We start from the raw sequence: 18,787 nt of genomic DNA on the forward strand, positions 1-18,787 counted from the left end.
TTGATGCGACGGGTGGATCAGTCCTTCACGACTGGCAGGTGCTCTGGATCCGCGTCCGGCGCAACGGTCTTGCGCAGGAAGATCGCCGCCAGAATCAGCCCCAGTTCGTACAGCAGCCACAGTGGCACCGCCAGCAACAACTGCGACATCACGTCCGGCGGCGTGACGATCGCCGCAATGATGAACGCGCCCACCACGACATACGGCCGCACCTGGCGCAGCTTCTCCAGGCTGACGATGCCAAAGCGCACCAGCACCATCACCACGACCGGCACCTCGAAGGTGATCCCGAAGGCCAGGAACGTCGTCATGGCAAAGCTGAGGTACTTGTCGATGTCAGTCGACATCTCGGCGCCCAATGGCGCGTTGTAATGCGCCATGACCTTGAACACCGTCGGGAAGACGAGGAAGTACGCAAACGCCACGCCACACAGGAACAGGATGTAGCTGCTCACCACCAAAGGCATGATCATGCGCTTCTCGTGCGCATAGAGCCCCGGCGCCACGAAGCGCCAGATCTGGTACAGCACCCACGGCAGCGCGATCAGGAACGCCGCCAGCAGCGTCACTTTCATCGGCACGAAGAACGAGCCAGTGACGTCCGTCACGATCATGTGGCCATTCTTGGGCAGCGCCTGGATAAGCGGCCGGGAGAACAGATTGAAGATGTCCGGCGCCCAGTAGACCAGGCCCAGGAAGATCAGCAGCACGCCGGCGCCGGCCTTGACGATGCGCTCGCGCAACTCGACCAGGTGCGAGATGAAGGTTTCCTGCGCGCCGTCCTCTGGCGATTCTTGTGGATCGTGCGGAGCGGCACTCATGTCGGCGGAAATGGGATGCGGTCAGGGCGCGGCACCGCAAGTGCGGTCAGCGCCCGAAAATCATTCGAAGAAGGAACGCGCACGCGACTGCGCGGCAACGATGGGCGGCCGGTGACGCTTGACGCGTGCGGCGCCCGATTGCGCCCACATGCGCACGCCCTGCTTCTGGCGGTACCACCTGGGCATCGAGAGCTGCTTGTTGCGCCAGCTATTGCGCCCGTTGCGCGACTTGGCCGGCGCCGGGCGCCAGTCGGGTGCGGCGGTGGCTGTCTCGCGCAGCGCAGGATCGCCGAGCGCCTCATTCAGGCGCTCGTTGATCTCTGACGTGTGCTTGCTGACCTCCTGGTGGATGGTCTGCTCGACGTTGCGCGCGGCCTCCTCGAACTCGGTGCGCATCTTGCGCAACTCCTCGAGTTCGATCTCGCGGCTGACCTCGGCCTTCACGTCGGCGATGTAACGCTGCGCGCGGCCAAGCAACGCCCCGGCTGTGCGCGCCACCTTGGGCAGGCGCTCCGGCCCGATGACGACGAGCGCCACCGCGCCAATCAGCGCCAGCTTGGAAATGCCCAGATCGATCATCAGTCAGCGCGACAGTGCTCAGCCCTGCTTGGACTTCTCGCGCGCCTCGACGTCGATCGTCGTCGAGTCGTGCAGCTCGCGCGGCGGCTGGCCGGCGGTTTGTTGCGGTGCTGCCGGCTTGTCTTCCGAACCTTCGCGCATGCCTTCCTTGAAGCCCTTCACGGCACTGCCGAGGTCGGAACCGATGTTGCGCAGCTTCTTCGTGCCGAACACCATCATGATGATCACCAGCACGATCAGCCAATGCCAAATGCTAAAGGAACCCATGTCCTACTCCCACGTGAAATACAGCTAGCGGCGCCGCAGCGGTGGCGACGCCATTGGTTGATTCTACTGGTTGGCGTACATCGGCTTGCTGTCGTTGAGATACAGCCAGCCTTTCACAATACGATACAGCATCCAGATGCCCAGAACCCACAACACGGCAAAGCCGAGAAAGGCCAGCGGGATCAGCAGGACGCCCACCACACCCCACAATACGCACCACCAGAACGAACGGATTTGCCAACGGAAGTGCGACTCGTACAGCGTACCGCGCACATCGTCGCGCTTAACATACCCGACAATGATGGCAATCAATGCAGTGATGCCGCCGGTCAGCCAAAAAATGGCGTAGAGCGCATACAGGATATGTGTTAGCCGCCGCAGTCCGGCCAGACGCTCTTCTTCCGTCGCCGTCACCACCGCCGAGCCGTATTTGTCCACACTGCCTCCCTGCAACAATTCGCCGCCCGATCAGTCACCTGCGGCGCTATTCACCCGCCGCATCCCGGGCCTGCGACTTGCGCAACGCCTTCTCTTCCAATCCTGAGAGCCCTTCGCGGCGCGCCAGTTCGTTGACGACATCATCCGGCGTGAGGTCGAAGTGCGACAACAACACCATGGTGTGGAACCACAGGTCAGCCACTTCGTAGACGACCTTGCTGCGTGCTTCGTCGGTCATGCCGGCGGCGCGGGCGTCCTTGGCGGCCATGACCGTCTCGGTAGCCTCTTCGCCGATCTTCTTGAGGATGGCGTCATCGCCCTTGTTGAACAGGCGCGCGATGTAGCTCTTCTCCGGGTCGCCGCCGTTGGCGAGCTTGCGGGATTCGAGTACCTCGCTCAGGCGGCGCAGGGTGTCACTCATGGTTGTGGCCGGGCTTGCCGGCATAGATGTCGTCAGGGTTTTTGAGCACGGGCTCGACGGTGAGCCAGTCGCCGTCTTCCGCTGTGCCCTCGAACTTCTGGAAGAAGCACGCGTGGCGGCCAGTATGGCAGGCGATACCGCCAACTTGTGTGACGCGGAGCAAGACCACGTCTTCATCGCAATCGAGACGGATCTCGTGCACCTTCTGGATGTGGCCGGATTCCTCGCCCTTGTGCCACAGGCGCTTGCGCGAGCGCGACCAGAACACGGCCTCGCCGGTCTCCACGGTCTTCTGCAAAGCCTCGCGGTTCATGAAGGCGAACATCAGCACGTCGTTGCTGCCCTGCTCCTGCACGATCACCGGCACCAGGCCGTTGTCGTCCCAGCGGACCTTGTTGAGCCACTTCTTGGTCATGATCAGATCCGTACCGGAATGCCTTGGCTCGCCATGAACTGCTTGGCTTGGCCGACGGTGTATTCGCCGTAGTGGAAGATGCTGGCGGCCAGCACCGCATCGGCATGGCCGAGCTTGATGCCATCGGCCAGGTGCTGCAGGTTGCCGACACCGCCCGAGGCAATGACCGGCACCGGCACAGCGTCGGACACCGCGCGCGTGAGTTCGAGGTCGAAGCCGGCCTTGGTGCCGTCGCGGTCCATGCTGGTGAGCAGGATCTCGCCGGCACCGCGCTGCGCCATCTCGCGGGCCCACGCCACAGCGTCCAGGCCCGTGCCCTTACGGCCGCCATGCGTGAAGACTTCCCAGCGCGGCGCTTCGCCTTCGGCCGAGACCTTCTTGGCGTCGATGGCCACCACGATGCACTGCGCACCGTGGCGGGCGCTGGCGTCTGAGACGAGCTGCGGATTCGCCACGGCCGATGAGTTCATGCTGATCTTGTCCGCACCGGCATTGAGGAGCCGGCGCACGTCTTCGAGCGCACGCACGCCGCCGCCGACGGTCAGCGGAATGAACACCTGCGACGCCACCGCTTCAATAATGCCGAGCATCAGGTCGCGCCCGTCCGACGTGGCGGTGATATCGAGAAAGGTGATTTCGTCGGCGCCCTGCTCGTCGTAGCGGCGCGCAATTTCGACGGGGTCGCCTGCGTCGCGCAATTCGACGAAGTTGACGCCCTTGACCACCCGGCCGTTGGTCACGTCCAGGCAGGGGATGATTCGTTTGGCTAGCATGATGAGGCGGGCGCCGGGGCACCCGTTGCGCGCAGCTTAGGCTGCGCCGAGTTTGTCCGCGAGGGCTTGCGCTTCCTTGAAGTTCAGGTCGCCCGAGTAGATGGCACGGCCGCAGATCACACCTTCCACGCCGTGCTCTTCGACCGCGCACAGGTGGTCGATGTCCTTCAGGTTGGACAGCCCGCCGCTGGCGATCACCGGAATCGATACTGATTGCGCGAGCTTGACGGTGGCATCGATATTGATGCCCTGCAGCATGCCGTCGCGGCCGATGTCGGTGTAGATGATGGCTTCAACGCCGTAATCTTCGTATTTCTTGGCAAGGTCGCCGACTTCATGGCCGGTGAGCTTGCTCCAGCCATCGGTAGCGACCTTGCCATCCTTGGCATCGAGCCCGACGATGATATGGCCGCCAAAAGCGGTGCATGCGTCCTGCAGGAAACCCGGATTCTTCACCGCCGCCGTGCCGATGATCACGTACGACAGGCCGTCGTCCAGCCAGCGCTCGATGGTGTTCAGATCGCGGATGCCGCCACCGAGCTGCACCGGAATTTCGGCGCCCACCTCGGCGATGATGGCCTTGATGGCAGCCTCGTTGCGCGGCTTGCCGACGAAGGCGCCGTTCAGATCGACCAGATGCAACCGGCGTGCGCCCTGATCGACCCAATGCCGCGCCATGGCAGCAGGGTCTTCCGAGAACACGGTGGCTTGATCCATATCGCCTTGTTTAAGGCGCACACACTGACCGTCCTTCAGGTCGATGGCCGGAATGAGCAGCATAGTCGTAACGACAAAGTTGAGGGGGTGGGGGAAACGGGCAAAAAATGGGGTTCGCTTGCGACTGTGACGCCAGACTCAGGGGTTCCAGTGCACGAAATTCCGGTAGATCTGCAGACCGGCCTGCGCACTTTTTTCCGGGTGAAACTGTGTTGCAAAAATATTATCCCGGGCGATGGCGCAGGTAAACCGCACACCGTATTCGGTCTCTCCGACCGATTCTTCGGGGTTCGTGGGCCGTGCATAATAGCTATGCACGAAATAAAAGTAGCTCTCGTCGGGCACACCTGCCCAGATGGCGTGGGCGCGACTTTGGTGCACGCGATTCCAGCCCATCTGAGGCACTTTGTACCGCGAACCGTCCGGCTGCAACTGGCCATCCAGATCAAAGCGCACCACATCGCCTTTGATGAGACCGAGTCCTTCAGTGTATTGCTGCCCCGGGCGCGCTTCGGTGCTGCGCTCCAGCAGCATTTGTTCGCCCACGCACACGCCGAGCATCGGCTTGGTACGGGACGCCTCCAGCACCGCGTCGCGCAGCCCCGACTGGTCGAAGGCAGCCATGCAGTCAGGCATGGCGCCCTGCCCCGGCAACACCACGCGATCGGCGGCATGAATCTCGTCGGCTTGCGCACTGATGCGCACATCGGCCTCCGGGGCCACGGTACGCAGGGCCTGCGCCACCGAGCGCAGATTGCCCATGCCGTAATCGACAATTGCGATCTTAATCATGATTTGAGAACAGGCAACAGGGTTTTCAACCCGTCAACAATGAATTCCACGGCCAGCGCCGCCAGGATCAAGCCCATCAACCGCGTGCCGACGTTGATGCCGGTACGGCCGATCACACGGGCGATCGGCTCGGCCGCGCGCAACACGATCCAGACCACGGCTGCGATTGCCACACCGACCCCAGCCAGGAGAAACAGGTCCCACCAGTGCTTGGTCTTGCCGGCGTAGACGATGACCGTGCTGATCGAACCCGGGCCCGTGAGCAGCGGAATCGCCAGCGGCACAACGGCAATGCTGGCCTTGGCACCGGCCTCGTCCTCTTCTTCGGGCGTGGCCTTGGTGCGGCTGGTCTGCGCATTGAGCATGTTCAGCGCGATCATGATCATGATGATCCCGCCGCCAACCTGCAGCGAGCCGACCGAGAACCCGAAAAAACTGATGATCTGCTCGCCCAGCAACGCCGACAGGCCGATCACGATCGCCACCGAAATCGACGCGACCTTGATCGTGCGGCGCTTCTCCTCATCCGTCTGGCTCTCGGTCAGACTGATGAAGAACGGGATCGCCCCGATCGGATTGATCAGCGCGAGCAGCGAGAAAAAGCTTTTGGTCAGATCCATCGGATCGGCGGCCGGTTTTGGAGTCGGGTAGGCGCGGCCAGGCCGACGCAGTGATTTACAGGGCGCCCTTGGTCGACGGAATCGTGCCGGCGGCGCGCGGGTCGATCTCGACCGCCATGCGCAGCGCGCGGCCGAAGGCCTTGAACACGGTCTCAATCTGGTGGTGCGCGTTAACGCCGCGCAGGTTGTCGATATGCAGCGTCACGCCGGCATGGTTGACGAACCCGCGGAAGAATTCGATAGACAGGTCCACGTCGAAGTTGCCGACGCGTGCGCGCGTGAACGGCACGTGGAACTCCAGGCCCGGACGGCCTGAGAAATCGATCACCACGCGCGACAGGGCTTCGTCCAGCGGCACGTAGCTGTGGCCGTAGCGCACGATGCCCTTCTTGTCGCCGATGGCCTTGGCCACCGCCTGGCCGAGCGTGATGCCGACGTCTTCCACGGTGTGATGGTCGTCGATGTGGGTGTCGCCGGTGGCGGCAACTTCCAGGTCGACCATGCCGTGGCGGGCAATCTGGTCGAGCATGTGGTCGAGGAAGGGGACGCCGGTATTCAGCGTCTGCTTGCCCGTACCGTCCAGATCAAGGACGACGCGGATCTGCGTCTCGGAAGTGTTGCGAGTGACCTCGGCACGGCGGCTCATGGGGCGTCCTGCAGCGATGCAGCAAAGGCATCGAGAAATTGCGCGTTTTCTTCGGGATTGCTGACCGTCACGCGCAGACAGTTGGCCAGCAACGGGTGCATTTTACTGACGTTTTTGACGAGAATCCGCCGTTTGAGCAGCCGCTCGAACGTGCCGGCGGCATCGGGCACGCGCAGCAGGATGAAGTTGGCGGCGCTTGGGAACACCGTCACGCCCGGCTGGGCAGACAGCGCGTCGATCAGTTTGGTGCGCTCGGCACGCAAGGTCGCTGCCTGAGCATCAAGCACGTCCACGTGGTCGAGCACGAACGATGCAGTGGCCTCGGTCAGCACATTCACGTTGTACGGCGGGCGCACCTTGTCCAGCTCGGCGATCCACTTCGGGTGGCCGGAAACGTAACCCAGGCGGATGCCGGCCAGGCCCAACTTGGAGACGGTGCGCATCACCAGCAGGTGGTCAAAGTCGGGCAGGCGCGGCATCCAGCTGTGTTGCGCGAACGGCTGGTAGGCCTCGTCGACCACCACCAGGCTCTGGCACACCGGGCCGCGAGCGGCGCGGATGATCGCATCCATGTCGGCGGCGTCGAACAGGTTGCCAGTCGGGTTGTTGGGGTACGCCAGGTAGATGACGGCAGGCTGGTGCTCGGCCATGGCAGCGAGCATCGCCTCGCGGTCCAGCGTCAGGTCCGCCTTGAGCGGCACGCCAACAAACTTGAGCCCAAGCAACTGCGCCGACATCGCGTACATCACGAAGCCCGGCAGCGGCGCCAGCACGGTCGCGCCCGGCTTGGCCGCGGCAATGGCGATCAGGCTGATGATCTCGTCCGAGCCGTTGCCCAGCAGCACTTCAGCACCGGCCGGCACGTGCATCACACGCTTGAGCTGCGCCTTGAGTGCATCGGCGGTCGGCACCGGGTAGCGGTTCAGCGCCACATCGGCCAGACGCTTGCCCAGTGCGTCGCGCAGCATCGCCGGCAGATGGTACGGGTTCTCCATCGCATCCAGCTTGACCATGCCGGTCGCGTCGGGCACGTGGTACGCACCCATGGCGCGCACGTCGTCGCGCACGATGCGGGCGAGCAGGTTATCGAGAGAAGGCTGGACTGGCGCTGAGGCGGTCATGGCTTGTGGATCGTGTTATTCGGAGGCAGTGCGTTGCAGGCGGTACTCGGCGCTGCGGGCATGCGCCTGCAGGCCTTCGCCGTAGGCCAGTTCGGCGGCGATCTCTCCGAGCATCTGCGCACCGGCTTCGCTCACCTCGATCAGGCTGGAGCGCTTGATGAAGTCGTACACGCCGAGCGGCGACGAGAAGCGCGCCGTGCGCGAGGTCGGCAGCACGTGGTTCGGGCCCGCGCAGTAGTCGCCCAGCGATTCGCTGGTGTACTTGCCGAGGAAAATCGCGCCGGCGTGGCGGATGCGCTCAGCCCACTGGCGCGGGTTCTCTGCCGAAATCTCCAGATGCTCCGGCGCGATGTCGTTGGCGATGTCGCACGCCTCTTCCATGTCGCGCACCTTGATCAGCGCACCGCGGCCCGACAGCGACTCAGCAATCACGCTCCGGCGCGGCATGTCTTCGAGCTGGCGGTTGATGCTGGCTTCCACCTGCGCAATGAATTCGGCGTTCGGGCACAGCAGGATCGATTGGGCCAGCTCGTCGTGCTCAGCTTGCGAGAACAGGTCCATCGCCACCCAGTCGGGGTCGGTGCTGCCGTCGCAGATGACGAGGATTTCCGACGGCCCGGCAATCATGTCGATGCCGACCGTGCCAAACACACGGCGCTTGGCCGCGGCCACATAAGCGTTGCCCGGGCCGACAATCTTGTCGACAGGCGGAACGGTGTCGGTGCCGTAAGCCAACGCGCCCACGGCCTGCGCACCGCCGATGGTGAACACGCGGTCCACGCCAGCGATGCAGGCGGCGGCCAGCACCAGTTCGTTGCGCACGCCGCCCGGCGTGGGCACCACCATGATGATTTCCTTGACGCCGGCCACGCGTGCCGGAATCGCGTTCATCAGCACCGACGACGGATACGCTGCCTTGCCGCCCGGCACGTAGATGCCCACGCGATCGAGCGGCGTGACCTTCTGGCCGAGCACGGTGCCATCGGCTTCGGCGTATTCCCAACTATGCGTGCCGCATTCGAGCTTCTGCTTCTCGTGGTAGGCGCGCACGCGGGCGGCCGCGGCCTCCAGCGCGGCACGGCGCTTGGGCTCCAGGCCATCCAGCGCGGCTTGCAGCGCGGCCGGCGACAGCTCCAGCGCGGCTACGCTCTCTGCTTCGATGCGGTCAAAGCGGCGCGTGGTTTCCAGCACGGCAGCGTCGCCGCGCGCCTTCACATCGGCCAGAATCTGCGCGGCGGCGCGGTCGATGGCTTCATCTTCGCTCGCCTCGAAGGCGAGCACCTGGCGCAGTTGCGCCGCGAATCCGGCTTCGGCCGAATCCAGCTTACGGATGCTCAGGCTCATGCGGGTTCCCCAACGCGCTCGCTCTTGGCCGATGCGCGCTCAAAAGCGTCGAGGATGGGCGCCAGCCGCTCGCGCTTCAACTTCAGTGCGGCCTGGTTGACGACCAGTCGGGACGAGATCTGCACGATCTCCTCCACCTCGACAAGGTTGTTCGCGCGCAGCGTGCCACCGGTGCTGACCAAATCGACGATGGCATCGGCCAGGCCCACCAGCGGGCCCAGCTCCATCGAGCCGTACAGCTTGATCAGGTCGACGTGCACGCCCTTCTTGGCGAAGTGCTCGCGCGCGGTGTTCAGATACTTCGTCGCGACCGACAGGCGCGCGCCCTGGCGCACCGCGTTGGCGTAATCGAAGCCCTTGGGCACCGCCACCGACATGCGGCAGCGGGCGATGTTCAGGTCGATGGGCGCATACAGGCCCGCCATGCCGTGCTCCATCAGCACGTCGCGGCCGGCTACGCCGAAGTCCGCTGCGCCGTACTGCACGTAGGTCGGCACGTCGGAGGCCCGCACGATGATCACGCGCAGCGCCGGGTCAGAGGTCGGCAAGATCAGCTTGCGCGAGGTTTCCGGATCTTCGGTCACCTCGATGCCCGCGGCCTTCAACAGCGGCAGCGTCTCTTCAAAAATGCGCCCTTTCGACAGTGCCAGCGTGAGCTGATCGGAGGCGGACTGGAATGCGTTCATGGCCTGCTTACCCTTGGATACGGCGGATCTTGGCGCCGACGGCGGAGAGCTTGTCTTCGATGCGGTCGTAGCCGCGGTCGAGGTGATAGATGCGGTCGACCAGCGTTTCGCCCTGCGCCACCAGGCCGGCAATCACCAGGCTGGCGGAGGCACGCAGATCGGTCGCCATGACGGTCGCACCCGACAGTTGCTCGACGCCCGTCACCATCGCCGTCTTGCCATCGATCACGATATTGGCGCCCAGGCGGTTGAGTTCCTGCACGTGCATGAAACGGTTTTCGAAGATCGTCTCCGTCACCGTCGCGGCACCCTCGGCAATGGCGTTGAGCATCATGAACTGCGCCTGCATGTCGGTCGGGAAAGCCGGGTACTCCGACGTGCGGAAGCTCACGGCCTTCGGGCGGCTGCTCATCTGTACACGAATCCAGTCGTCGCCCGTGGTGAGCGTCACGCCAGCCTCGCGCAGCTTGTCGAGCACGGCATCGAGGATGCCCGGCGGCACGTCGCGCAGCGTCACATCGCCGCCGGCCGCAGCCACGGCGCACAGGAAGGTGCCGGCTTCGATGCGGTCGGCAATCACGGCGTGCTCGGCGCCCTTGAGCGCTTCGACGCCCTGTACCACCAGGCGATCAGTGCCGATGCCGTCGATGCGTGCACCCATCTTCACGAGCAGGTTGGCGAGATCGGTCACTTCGGGCTCGCGTGCGGCGTTCTCCAGCACGGTTTCGCCGTCGGCCAGCACGGCGGCCATCAGCAGGTTCTCGGTGCCGGTCACCGTCACCATGTCGGTGACGATGCGTGCGCCGCTCAGGCGCTTGGCGCCGTCGGCGAGCTTGGCTTCGATGTAGCCGTGTTCGATGACGATCTCGGCGCCCATCTGCTGCAGGCCCTTGATGTGCTGGTCGACCGGACGGGCACCGATGCCGCAGCCGCCCGGCAGCGACACGCGTGCGTGGCCAAAGCGCGCCAGCAGCGGGCCCAGCACCAGGATCGACGCGCGCATGGTCTTCACCAGATCGTACGGCGCTTCCGGCGTGTGGATGTTGGCGCCGTCGAGCGTGAGGTTGTTGCCGTCCAGCGCGCCCTCCACGCCCATCTGGCGCAGCAGCTTGAGCATCGTGCGCACATCCTGCAGGTTGGGCACGTTGTGCAGCACCAGCGGCTCAGGCGTCAGCAGCGCGGCGCACATGATGGGCAGCGCGGCGTTCTTGGCGCCAGACACGCGGATTTCGCCCAACAGCGGGCCATTGCCTTCGATCAGCAGTTTGTCCATGAGCGAGACGTCACGTCGTACAGGGCGCTCGGCGAGCGCAAGGTCGGAATCGGTTTCGGCGTAGGCCGCGGATGCAGCGGGGGTGGGATCAAGCTCGGCCATCTCAGGACTTCCACTCCGTCGGGGTCAGCGTCTTCATCGACAGCGCGTGGATCTCCGCGCGCATGCGATCACCCAGCGCCGCATAGACGAGCTGGTGGCGCTGGATCAGGCGCTTGCCTTCAAACTGCGCGCTGACGATGGTGGCGAAGAAGTGCTGACCGTCGCCCTCGACTTCGAGGTGCTCGCACGGCAGGCCAGCTTCAATGTACTGCTTGATTTGTTCGGGTGTGGGCAACATGGCCTTCCCTTCTCCAGAAAACGTTAGGGTGTGCGTCGTTCGCTTTTTTTATCGACGCATCAATGGCGCAGCTTGTAGCCCGTGCGCAGCATCTGCAGGGCAATCCCCCCCACCACGACCAGCGCGATCAGCATCACGCCGAGGCTCGTCGCCACCGGCACATCGGACACGCCGAAGAAGCCGTAGCGAAAGCCGTCGATCATGTAGAAGAACGGGTTGGCGTGGGACACCGCCTGCCAGAAGGCCGGCAGCGAATGAATCGAATAAAACACGCCCGCCAGGAAGGTGGCCGGCACGATCAGAAAGTTCTGGAACGCCGCGAGCTGGTCGAACTTCTCGGCCCAGATGCCGGCGATCAGCCCCAGCGTACCGAGCACCGCCGCACCCAGCACGGCAAAAACGATGATCCACAGCGGCTGCGCAAAGTGCAGGTGCGCAAACCACGTCGTCACCAGCAGCACGCCCGCGCCAACGGCCAGACCGCGGATGACGGAGGCGCACACATAGGCGCCGAACATCTCCCAGTGCGACAGTGGCGGCAGCATGATGAATACGAGGTTGCCGGTGATCTTCGACTGGATGAGCGACGACGAGCTGTTTGCGAACGCGTTCTGCAGCACGCTCATCATCACGAGGCCCGGCACCAGGAAGGCGGTGTAGCTCAGCTGGTCGAACACCTTGACGCGGTCTTCCAGCACGTGGCCGAAGATCAGCAGATACAGCAGCGCGGTCAGCACCGGCGCGGCCACGGTCTGGAAGCTCACCTTCCAGAAGCGCAGCACTTCCTTGTACAGCAGTGTGCGGAAACCGACCCAGCGGCCCGGCAAGGTCTCGGGAATCGTATTCATGCAGCGGGCTCCAGCGCAGTCTCGGGCATTTGCGGCACGGCGGGGAGTCCGCCCTCGCGGCGCATGATCTGCACGAACACGTCTTCGAGGTCGGCCTTGGCGATTTCCATGTCATCGATTTCGCAACCGGCCTGGCGGCAGGTGGCGAGAATCTGCTCGACCTCGCCGTAGCCCGACAGACGCAGGCGCACGCCGCGCTCGGCGTGGTTGCCCGGGGAGCGCAGGCTCTCGAGCGAAGCCGGCAGCGCGCCATGCGCAAAGCTCAGCACAAGCTGCAGCCCCGCAAACTGCGACAGCAGGTTGGCCGTGCGATCCAACGCGACCACCTCGCCAAACTTGAGCATGGCGATGCGGTCGCACAGGGATTCGGCTTCTTCCAGGTAGTGCGTGGTCAGCACGACGGTGTGGCCTTCGCGGTTCAGGCGCGCGATGAACTTCCACAGCGTCTGACGCAGTTCGACGTCCACGCCGGCGGTCGGCTCGTCCAGCACGATCACCGGCGGGCGGTGAACCAGCGCCTGCGCCACCAGCACGCGGCGCTTCATGCCGCCCGACAGCGCACGCATATTGGTATCGGCCTTGTTGGTCAGGTCGAGGTTGGCCATGACCTCGTCGATCCAATCGTCGTTCTTGGTCAGGCCGAAGTAGCCCGACTGCAGGCGCAGCGTCTCGCGCACGGTGAAAAAAGGATCGAACACCAGCTCCTGCGGCACCACGCCGAGCTTGCGGCGCGCGGTGCGGTAATCGGAGACGACGTCGTGTCCGAGCACGCGCACGCTGCCGGAATCGGCGCGATTCAGGCCCGCGAGGATGGAGATCAGCGTGGTCTTCCCCGCGCCGTTGGGGCCCAGCAGACCGAAAAACTCGCCCTGCTCGACAGACAGGCTCACGCCCTTGAGCGCTTGCAATGACTTGTAGCGCTTGCGGACGTCAGCGATTTCGATGGCTTTCATGGCCGACAAAGTGAACTACTCCGCGCATATCGTGACCACGGATCGACAGAATCTTCGCGGCCTCGGACGCCGCACGTGGCGGCGGCAGAGCAACAAACCCAGAATTATAGGGGAACTGCACCAACAGACGGCGGCACGGCTGACGGCGCCGGGCCGGAGCTTCCAGGAGCGCGCGCGGCGCCCTGGTCGGGGCGCGGCATCGCGATGTCGAGGAAACCGCCCCGCACCGGATGCCGCCTCAATGTCGTGCGTGTTGGTGGTCTATGGGGGCCGGCTTAACAGCCAGCGAGGCCAGCAAGGACTCGACGCCGTACAGCGTCGCAAGATTGGACAGCGCCTCGGGAGCGCCTGCGATTTCCAGCCCGATGCCGGCGGCCTGCGCCGTACGCTGCCAGGACAGCAGCACCGCCAATGCGGAAGAATCGACCCGCGACAGCCCGGCACAATCGACGTGCAAGGCGGCAGCACCCGCCTCACGCGCTTGGCCGAGCTGCGCCTCGCCCTCGCGCAGGACGCGCGGCGCTTCGCGTTGGGTCAGCGAGCCGGACAAGGTCAACATGGTCGAGTCAGAAAAAGAAACAGCGGCCGAAAATGACCGCTGTGTCGATTTTACCGGAAGCCGGCTTACTTTGCCGGCCCCTTCGCGAGTTGCTCGTTGCGCTCGTCCAGGAACTGCACCAGGCCTGCCACCCCACCCTTCTTGTTGATGACTTCGGCAAACTGGTTCTTATAGGTTTCCGACAGCCACAGGCCGCTGATGTTGATGTCGTAGACCTTCCAGCCGTTCGGCGTCTTTTCCATGCGGTAGTCCAGCGCCACCGGCTCGCCGTTGTTGTTGACCAGCGAACGCACCACCACATCGGTGTCATCAGCCGCGGCACGGAACGGCTTGTACGTCACGGTCTGGTTCTTCACGTTCGACAGCGCGCCCGCGTAGGTGCGGATCAGCAGTGTTTTGAAGCCGTCCTGGATCTGTCGCTGTTGTTCCGGCGTCGCCTGGCTCCAGAAACGGCCCATGGCAATCTGCGTGGTGCGCTTGAAGTCGGCGCGCGGCACGATCTTCTGGTCGACCAGTTGGTAGACCTTCGTCATGTTGCCGTTGCGCAGTTCCGGGTCGCCCTTGATGGTGGAGAGCACCTCGTCCACAGCCGTCTTGACCGTACCTTGTGCGTCGGCCTCCTGGGCATTGACGGGGGCGGCAGCCACGGCAGCCGTCAGCGCCAGACCGGCAAATAGAGAACGCAGGAGTTTTTTCAGCATATCGTGTCCTTCTTGTGTGATTTCCGGGTCGCATGCGGCAAGACCGCTGCGCTCCTTGTTGGCCGTTAGAACAGCCACTTTGGGACTGAGTTCGTCCGGACGCCGCTAGTTTTACGCCTTGTCACCTTTGAGGCCTGGCTGTTACGTGTGCCGGATCAGCGGCGGAACACGGGCCAGTTGGGCGTGAAGCGCTGATAGGGCGACACCGTGGCATCACCGGTATCCGGCTCCTTCTTGCCATCTTGGTCTTCCGGCAGATTGCCGTCGTAGATTAAGTAGCGGCGGCGCTGCAGGTAGGCGTCGCGCATGAAGGTGTACTTGTCGACGGCTGCGGCTTCCAGCACGTTGCTGGCGCCGAGCAGGCTGGCGCGCACATCGACCACGCGCAGCGCAGCCAGCGAATACGTGATGGTGCTGTTGTGCCAATACGTGAGCGGGTCCAACTGCCAGTCGACCAGGAAGCCGGCAGTGTCGCGCACCGTGCTCGGCCCCAGCAGCGGCCACACGATATACGGCCCCGCCGGTACGCCCCACACGCCCAGGGTCTGGCCGAAGTCTTCCTTGTGCTTGGGCAGGCCGGCGTCTGAAGCGATATCGATCAGGCCGCCCAGGCCCAGCACGGTATTGATGGCCACGCGCATGGTGTCTTCCAGCGCGGCTGTGCCCTTCAGTTGCAGCAGGTTGTTGACGGCCGAGTAGACGTCGCCCGCGTTGGAGAAGAAGTTCGACACGGCCGTGCGCGCCGGCGACGGCACCGTGTCCACGTAGGTTTGCGCGACCGGCTTGAGCACGCCCTTGTCGAAGTCGTCGTTGATGCGGAAGACCTCGCGGTTGAACGGCTCGATCGGGTCAGCCGGATTGGCGTTCGGGCCGGTGGCGCAGCCCGTCAGCAACGTGGCGCCGGCCACCATGACCAGCGCAGCCTGCACGAAAGCGCGCAGCGTGCGAATGGATGTTCTTGTTTTCATGATCTATTTACTCCCACTGCCCTCGGCCGGCTTGGCACCGCTGGCGCTGCCATTTGCACCGCCGGCACCGGCATCTGCCGCCTTACTGTAGAGGAACTGGCTGATCAGGTTCTCCAGCACCACCGCCGACTGCGTCATGGTGATCTTGCTGCCATCGGCCAGCATGGCTTCGTCACCGCCCGGCTCGATGCCCACGTACTGCTCACCCAGCAGGCCAGAGGTCAGGATCTTGGCCGACGAATCCTTCGGGAACCGGTAGCGTTGGTCCATGTCGATCACGATGGTCGCCTGATAGGCCTTGTCGTCGAACAGGATTTGCGACACGCGGCCGACCACCACGCCCGAGCTCTTGACCGGCGCGCGCACCTTCAGGCCGCCGATGTTGTCGAACGCCGCGCGCACCTGGTAGGTCTTGGCAAATGAGAACGAACTCATATTGCCCGCCTTGAGCGCCAGGAACAGCAGCGCAATGATGCCCACCAGCACGAACAGGCCGACCCAGAAATCGAGGACGCTTTTACGCATGATCTTTTCTCGTTGAACGCTAACGACAACCGGCGGCTCAGCTGAACATCAGCGCCGTGAGCACGAAGTCCAGCGCCAGCACGGTCAGCGACGCAATCACCACAGTGCGGGTGGTCGCGCGCGAGACGCCTTCGGGCGTGGCCTTGGCCTCATAGCCCTGATACAGCGCGATGAAGGTGACCGCCACACCAAACACGAAACTCTTGATGACGCCATTGAGCACGTCATCCATGACATCCACGCCGGCCTGCATCTGCGACCAGAACGCGCCAGGATCCACGCCGATCAAGCCGACACCGACGAAGTATCCACCCAGAATACCCACGGCGCTGAAGATGGCTGCCAGCAGCGGCATGGCGATAAAGCCCGCCCAAAAGCGCGGCGCCAGCACGCGGGCGAGCGGATCGACGGCCATCATTTCCATGGCGATCAGTTGCTCGCCGGCCTTCATCAGGCCGATCTCGGCGGTGAGCGAGGTGCCGGCACGACCGGCAAACAGCAACGCCGTCACCACGGGCCCCAGCTCACGCACCAGCGACAGCGCCACCAGCAGGCCCAGCGCCTGCTCCGAGCCGTAGCGGTTAAGCGTGTTGTACCCCTGCAGGCCAAGCACGAAGCCGACGAACAGGCCCGAAACCGCGATGATGATGAACGAATCGTTGCCGATGAAGCGCAATTGCTCGATCACCAGGCGCGGGCGACGCAGCACGTCGCCAGAAGCACCGATGAGCGAGACCAACGTGCGCGCGGCATAGCCGAAGCGGCTGATCAGCACGAGGACGAAGCGGCCGATGGCGGCGATCATCGGGCGCCCCCCTTCAGACCGAAGTCTTCAGCCAGCGGCGCGCCCGGATAGTGGAACGGCACGGGGCCATCCGCCTCGCCGTGCACGAACTGGCGCACAAACGGATCGGTTGAGGCCGAAAGCTCCGCCGGCGTGCCTTCGGCGGCAATGCCACCGTTGGCGATGAAATAAACGTAATCGGCGATGCGGAACGTCTCCTGCACATCGTGCGAGACGATGATGCTGGTGGCGCCCAGCGCGTCGTTCAGCTTGCGGATAAGCGAGGCGGTCAGGCCCAGGGAGATCGGGTCCAGCCCGGCGAACGGCTCGTCGTAGAGGATGAGCGACGGGTCCAGCGCAATGGCGCGCGCCAGCGCCACGCGCCGCGCCATGCCGCCGGAGATCTGCGAAGGCATCAGGTCGCGCGCGCCGCGCAGGCCGACGGCGTTGAGCTTCATCAGCACCAGATCGCGGATGAGCGGCTCGGGCAGTTCGGTGTGTTCGCGCAGCGGAAATGCCACATTGTCGAACACGGACATATCGGTAAACAGCGCGCCGAACTGGAACAGCATGCCCATCTGGCGACGTGCGGCGTACAGCGCCGGCTTGTCCATCGCGCCGATGTCCTGACCATGCACGCGCACCGTGCCAGCCTCCGCGCCCACCTGCCCGCCGATCAGCCGCAGAACCGTCGTCTTGCCGCAGCCCGAGCCGCCCATGACGGCGACCACGCTGCCCTTGGGCACGCGCATGCACAGGCCGGACAGGATGCGCCGTGCGCCTGGCTGGTACGCGAAATCGACCTGATCGAGTTCGACGACGGCGGTGGAAGGCTGGGTGGACACGATGGCGTTCGGGTGCTGAGGGCTCGACTGGTTGGAGGCCTGCTCGCGGTGACCAGCGGAGGACCGCATCTTGTTGTGTTCGCTAGCCGTACCGGCTCGGTACGGCCCGCCATTATAGGTGGAAACCCGCGTAGCCCGTCGGTCACGTTACGCTTACCTACAGTTTGTGTGGCGTGAGCGCCGCGCCGTGGATTGGAGGGTCTTGTAGCATTGCCGAATGCGCTGCACAAGTGATCAGAAAAGCCGACTCAGTCGAGGCTGCCGAGGCGCAGATCGGCTTGGCGGATCAGGGCCTGCCAATGCGTGGCATCACGGCGGACGGCCTGTGCGAAGCTGTCCGGAGCGTCCCATTCGGGCTCGAAACCGCCGGCACGCAATGTGGCGCGCACATCATCTGCCGTCAACGCGCGGCGGAGTTCGGTGGCGGCCCGGGCCGCCACCGGCTTGGGCGTGCGCGCCGGCGTGAACACCCCGATCCAGGCACTGTGATCGAACCCGGCGAGTCCCGCTTCGCGTAGGGTCGGCACGGCGGGAGCAAACGGCGAGCGCACGCTCCCCGTCACGCCCAGTAGCCTGAGCTGCCCACTGGTCACCCCCGCCGACAGGCTTGGATAGCTCGCAAAACAGGCCGTCATGCGCCCGGCCAGCACCTGTTGCACGAGCCCGCCCTCGCCCTTGACCGTGACGTGCGGCGCGCGAACCGCGTAGTCGCGCACAAACTGCTCGGCGACAAGGTGCGACCAGGTACCGATCACCTCCGAACCACAATTGACCAAAGCCGATTCGGTGCGGGCTTGCGCGATCAGTTCAGCGACGGAGCCGACCGGTTGACGCGCGTCGACCACCAGGAACAGCGGCAGCGTCGCCACCATGGCCACCGGCTGGAAGTCGCGCAACGGATCGTATGGTGCCGGCTCCAATGCTGGCTGGGCCACAAAGGTGGTTTGATGGAGCAGCAGCGTGCGGCCGTCGGACGGCGCACGCGCAACCATCTCGCCGGCAGCCATGCCATTGGCAGCCGGCCGGTCGTCGACCCCGGCCGGGCGTCCGAGCTGAAGCTGCAGTTGCACCGCCAGCGCCCGGGCCAAGGCGTCAAACACGCTGCCCTCGGCAGCCGGCACGACTAGGCGCAGCGGTTGCGAGGGATCGTCCGGCAACTGCGCATGCGCGGGCAGCGCGAGATACGCGGGCAGCGCCCCGAGCCAGGCAATGACCCGCCGCCGCCGCCGGTCGGGCGCGTCGGACACATCCGCAGGCAAGTCGCTGGCGCTGGCTCGCATCGGGGTTTAGGGCCTGCCGCCCTAAGTTCGGGGGGAACCCCATTCTAGAAATCCGCCGCGCCGCCCTGCAC

The 18,787-nt window shown here is 64.6% G+C and carries 25 protein-coding genes; all 25 read right to left on the reverse strand.

Annotated features, from left to right (window positions below; genetic code table 11):
* Window positions 1-17 precede the first annotated feature (17 nt).
* Complete coding sequence (tatC, locus tag B4F51_RS21720) at window positions 18-821, reverse strand: twin-arginine translocase subunit TatC (protein WP_296228787.1); 804 nt, start codon at window positions 819-821, stop codon at window positions 18-20.
* A gap of 60 nt (window positions 822-881) precedes the next feature.
* Window positions 882-1,400 (reverse strand): Sec-independent protein translocase protein TatB, encoded by a 519-nt coding sequence (tatB, locus tag B4F51_RS21725; RefSeq protein ID WP_296228788.1) that lies wholly within the window; start codon window positions 1,398-1,400, stop codon window positions 882-884.
* 18 nt (window positions 1,401-1,418) lie between these two features.
* On the reverse strand, window positions 1,419-1,667 hold the full coding sequence (gene tatA, locus B4F51_RS21730; RefSeq protein ID WP_296228789.1) for a Sec-independent protein translocase subunit TatA: 249 nt from the start codon (window positions 1,665-1,667) through the stop codon (window positions 1,419-1,421).
* A 63-nt stretch (window positions 1,668-1,730) separates the two neighbouring features.
* Complete coding sequence (locus B4F51_RS21735) at window positions 1,731-2,105, reverse strand: DUF4870 family protein (protein ID WP_296228790.1); 375 nt, start codon at window positions 2,103-2,105, stop codon at window positions 1,731-1,733.
* A gap of 46 nt (window positions 2,106-2,151) precedes the next feature.
* On the reverse strand, window positions 2,152-2,526 hold the full coding sequence (locus B4F51_RS21740) for a phosphoribosyl-ATP diphosphatase (protein ID WP_296228791.1): 375 nt from the start codon (window positions 2,524-2,526) through the stop codon (window positions 2,152-2,154).
* Complete coding sequence (gene hisI / locus B4F51_RS21745; RefSeq protein ID WP_296228792.1) at window positions 2,519-2,941, reverse strand: phosphoribosyl-AMP cyclohydrolase; 423 nt, start codon at window positions 2,939-2,941, stop codon at window positions 2,519-2,521. The genes B4F51_RS21740 and hisI overlap by 8 nt, the downstream gene beginning before the upstream one ends.
* Window positions 2,942-2,943: 2 nt before the next feature.
* A complete protein-coding gene (gene hisF / locus B4F51_RS21750) occupies window positions 2,944-3,714 on the reverse strand; it encodes an imidazole glycerol phosphate synthase subunit HisF (protein ID WP_296228793.1) in 771 nt (256 codons plus the stop codon).
* Window positions 3,715-3,750: 36 nt separating this feature from the next.
* Complete coding sequence (hisA, locus tag B4F51_RS21755; protein ID WP_296228795.1) at window positions 3,751-4,494, reverse strand: 1-(5-phosphoribosyl)-5-[(5-phosphoribosylamino)methylideneamino]imidazole-4-carboxamide isomerase; 744 nt, start codon at window positions 4,492-4,494, stop codon at window positions 3,751-3,753.
* 75 nt (window positions 4,495-4,569) lie between these two features.
* Window positions 4,570-5,223: an imidazole glycerol phosphate synthase subunit HisH gene (hisH, locus tag B4F51_RS21760; protein WP_296228796.1), complete on the reverse strand. Its 654-nt coding sequence runs from the start codon at window positions 5,221-5,223 to the stop codon at window positions 4,570-4,572.
* A complete protein-coding gene (locus tag B4F51_RS21765) occupies window positions 5,220-5,843 on the reverse strand; it encodes a MarC family protein (RefSeq protein ID WP_296228797.1) in 624 nt (207 codons plus the stop codon). Before B4F51_RS21765 ends, hisH begins: the two co-directional genes overlap by 4 nt.
* Window positions 5,844-5,898: 55 nt before the next feature.
* Window positions 5,899-6,489 carry an imidazoleglycerol-phosphate dehydratase HisB gene (gene hisB, locus B4F51_RS21770; RefSeq protein WP_296228798.1) on the reverse strand — a complete coding sequence of 197 codons (591 nt, stop codon included), beginning with the start codon at window positions 6,487-6,489 and terminating at the stop codon, window positions 5,899-5,901.
* Window positions 6,486-7,610 carry a histidinol-phosphate transaminase gene (gene hisC, locus B4F51_RS21775; protein ID WP_296228800.1) on the reverse strand — a complete coding sequence of 375 codons (1,125 nt, stop codon included), beginning with the start codon at window positions 7,608-7,610 and terminating at the stop codon, window positions 6,486-6,488. Before hisC ends, hisB begins: the two co-directional genes overlap by 4 nt.
* A 15-nt stretch (window positions 7,611-7,625) precedes the next feature.
* Window positions 7,626-8,954, reverse strand: coding sequence for a histidinol dehydrogenase (gene hisD, locus B4F51_RS21780; protein ID WP_296228802.1), 1,329 nt, complete (start codon window positions 8,952-8,954; stop codon window positions 7,626-7,628).
* Window positions 8,951-9,640 carry an ATP phosphoribosyltransferase gene (gene hisG, locus B4F51_RS21785; protein WP_296228803.1) on the reverse strand — a complete coding sequence of 230 codons (690 nt, stop codon included), beginning with the start codon at window positions 9,638-9,640 and terminating at the stop codon, window positions 8,951-8,953. Before hisG ends, hisD begins: the two co-directional genes overlap by 4 nt.
* A 7-nt stretch (window positions 9,641-9,647) precedes the next feature.
* Window positions 9,648-10,913, reverse strand: a complete 1,266-nt coding sequence (murA, locus tag B4F51_RS21790) for a UDP-N-acetylglucosamine 1-carboxyvinyltransferase (protein WP_296228838.1) — start codon at window positions 10,911-10,913, stop codon at window positions 9,648-9,650.
* 103 nt (window positions 10,914-11,016) lie between these two features.
* On the reverse strand, window positions 11,017-11,253 hold the full coding sequence (locus tag B4F51_RS21795) for a BolA family protein (protein ID WP_296228806.1): 237 nt from the start codon (window positions 11,251-11,253) through the stop codon (window positions 11,017-11,019).
* Window positions 11,254-11,312: 59 nt separating this feature from the next.
* On the reverse strand, window positions 11,313-12,101 hold the full coding sequence (locus B4F51_RS21800; RefSeq protein ID WP_296228807.1) for an ABC transporter permease: 789 nt from the start codon (window positions 12,099-12,101) through the stop codon (window positions 11,313-11,315).
* Entirely contained in the window at window positions 12,098-13,054 is a 957-nt protein-coding gene (locus tag B4F51_RS21805; protein ID WP_296228808.1) for an ABC transporter ATP-binding protein, read from the reverse strand. The genes B4F51_RS21800 and B4F51_RS21805 overlap by 4 nt, the downstream gene beginning before the upstream one ends.
* 238 nt (window positions 13,055-13,292) lie before the next feature.
* Complete coding sequence (locus B4F51_RS21810; protein WP_296228810.1) at window positions 13,293-13,613, reverse strand: STAS domain-containing protein; 321 nt, start codon at window positions 13,611-13,613, stop codon at window positions 13,293-13,295.
* Between the two features lie 65 nt (window positions 13,614-13,678).
* Window positions 13,679-14,314, reverse strand: a complete 636-nt coding sequence (locus B4F51_RS21815) for an MlaC/ttg2D family ABC transporter substrate-binding protein (RefSeq protein ID WP_296228813.1) — start codon at window positions 14,312-14,314, stop codon at window positions 13,679-13,681.
* Between the two features lie 155 nt (window positions 14,315-14,469).
* Window positions 14,470-15,282: an MlaA family lipoprotein gene (locus tag B4F51_RS21820; RefSeq protein ID WP_296228815.1), complete on the reverse strand. Its 813-nt coding sequence runs from the start codon at window positions 15,280-15,282 to the stop codon at window positions 14,470-14,472.
* A 3-nt stretch (window positions 15,283-15,285) separates the two neighbouring features.
* Complete coding sequence (gene mlaD / locus B4F51_RS21825; protein WP_296228817.1) at window positions 15,286-15,807, reverse strand: outer membrane lipid asymmetry maintenance protein MlaD; 522 nt, start codon at window positions 15,805-15,807, stop codon at window positions 15,286-15,288.
* 37 nt (window positions 15,808-15,844) lie between these two features.
* Complete coding sequence (mlaE, locus tag B4F51_RS21830; RefSeq protein WP_296228819.1) at window positions 15,845-16,612, reverse strand: lipid asymmetry maintenance ABC transporter permease subunit MlaE; 768 nt, start codon at window positions 16,610-16,612, stop codon at window positions 15,845-15,847.
* Window positions 16,609-17,436, reverse strand: coding sequence for an ABC transporter ATP-binding protein (locus B4F51_RS21835; RefSeq protein ID WP_296228839.1), 828 nt, complete (start codon window positions 17,434-17,436; stop codon window positions 16,609-16,611). The genes mlaE and B4F51_RS21835 overlap by 4 nt, the downstream gene beginning before the upstream one ends.
* Window positions 17,437-17,684: 248 nt before the next feature.
* Window positions 17,685-18,716 (reverse strand): Bug family tripartite tricarboxylate transporter substrate binding protein, encoded by a 1,032-nt coding sequence (locus tag B4F51_RS21840; RefSeq protein ID WP_296228820.1) that lies wholly within the window; start codon window positions 18,714-18,716, stop codon window positions 17,685-17,687.
* Between the last annotated feature and the right edge of the window lie 71 nt (window positions 18,717-18,787).

The organism is Ralstonia sp. UBA689 (assembly GCF_002298975.1).
GTDB lineage: Bacteria > Pseudomonadota > Gammaproteobacteria > Burkholderiales > Burkholderiaceae > Ralstonia.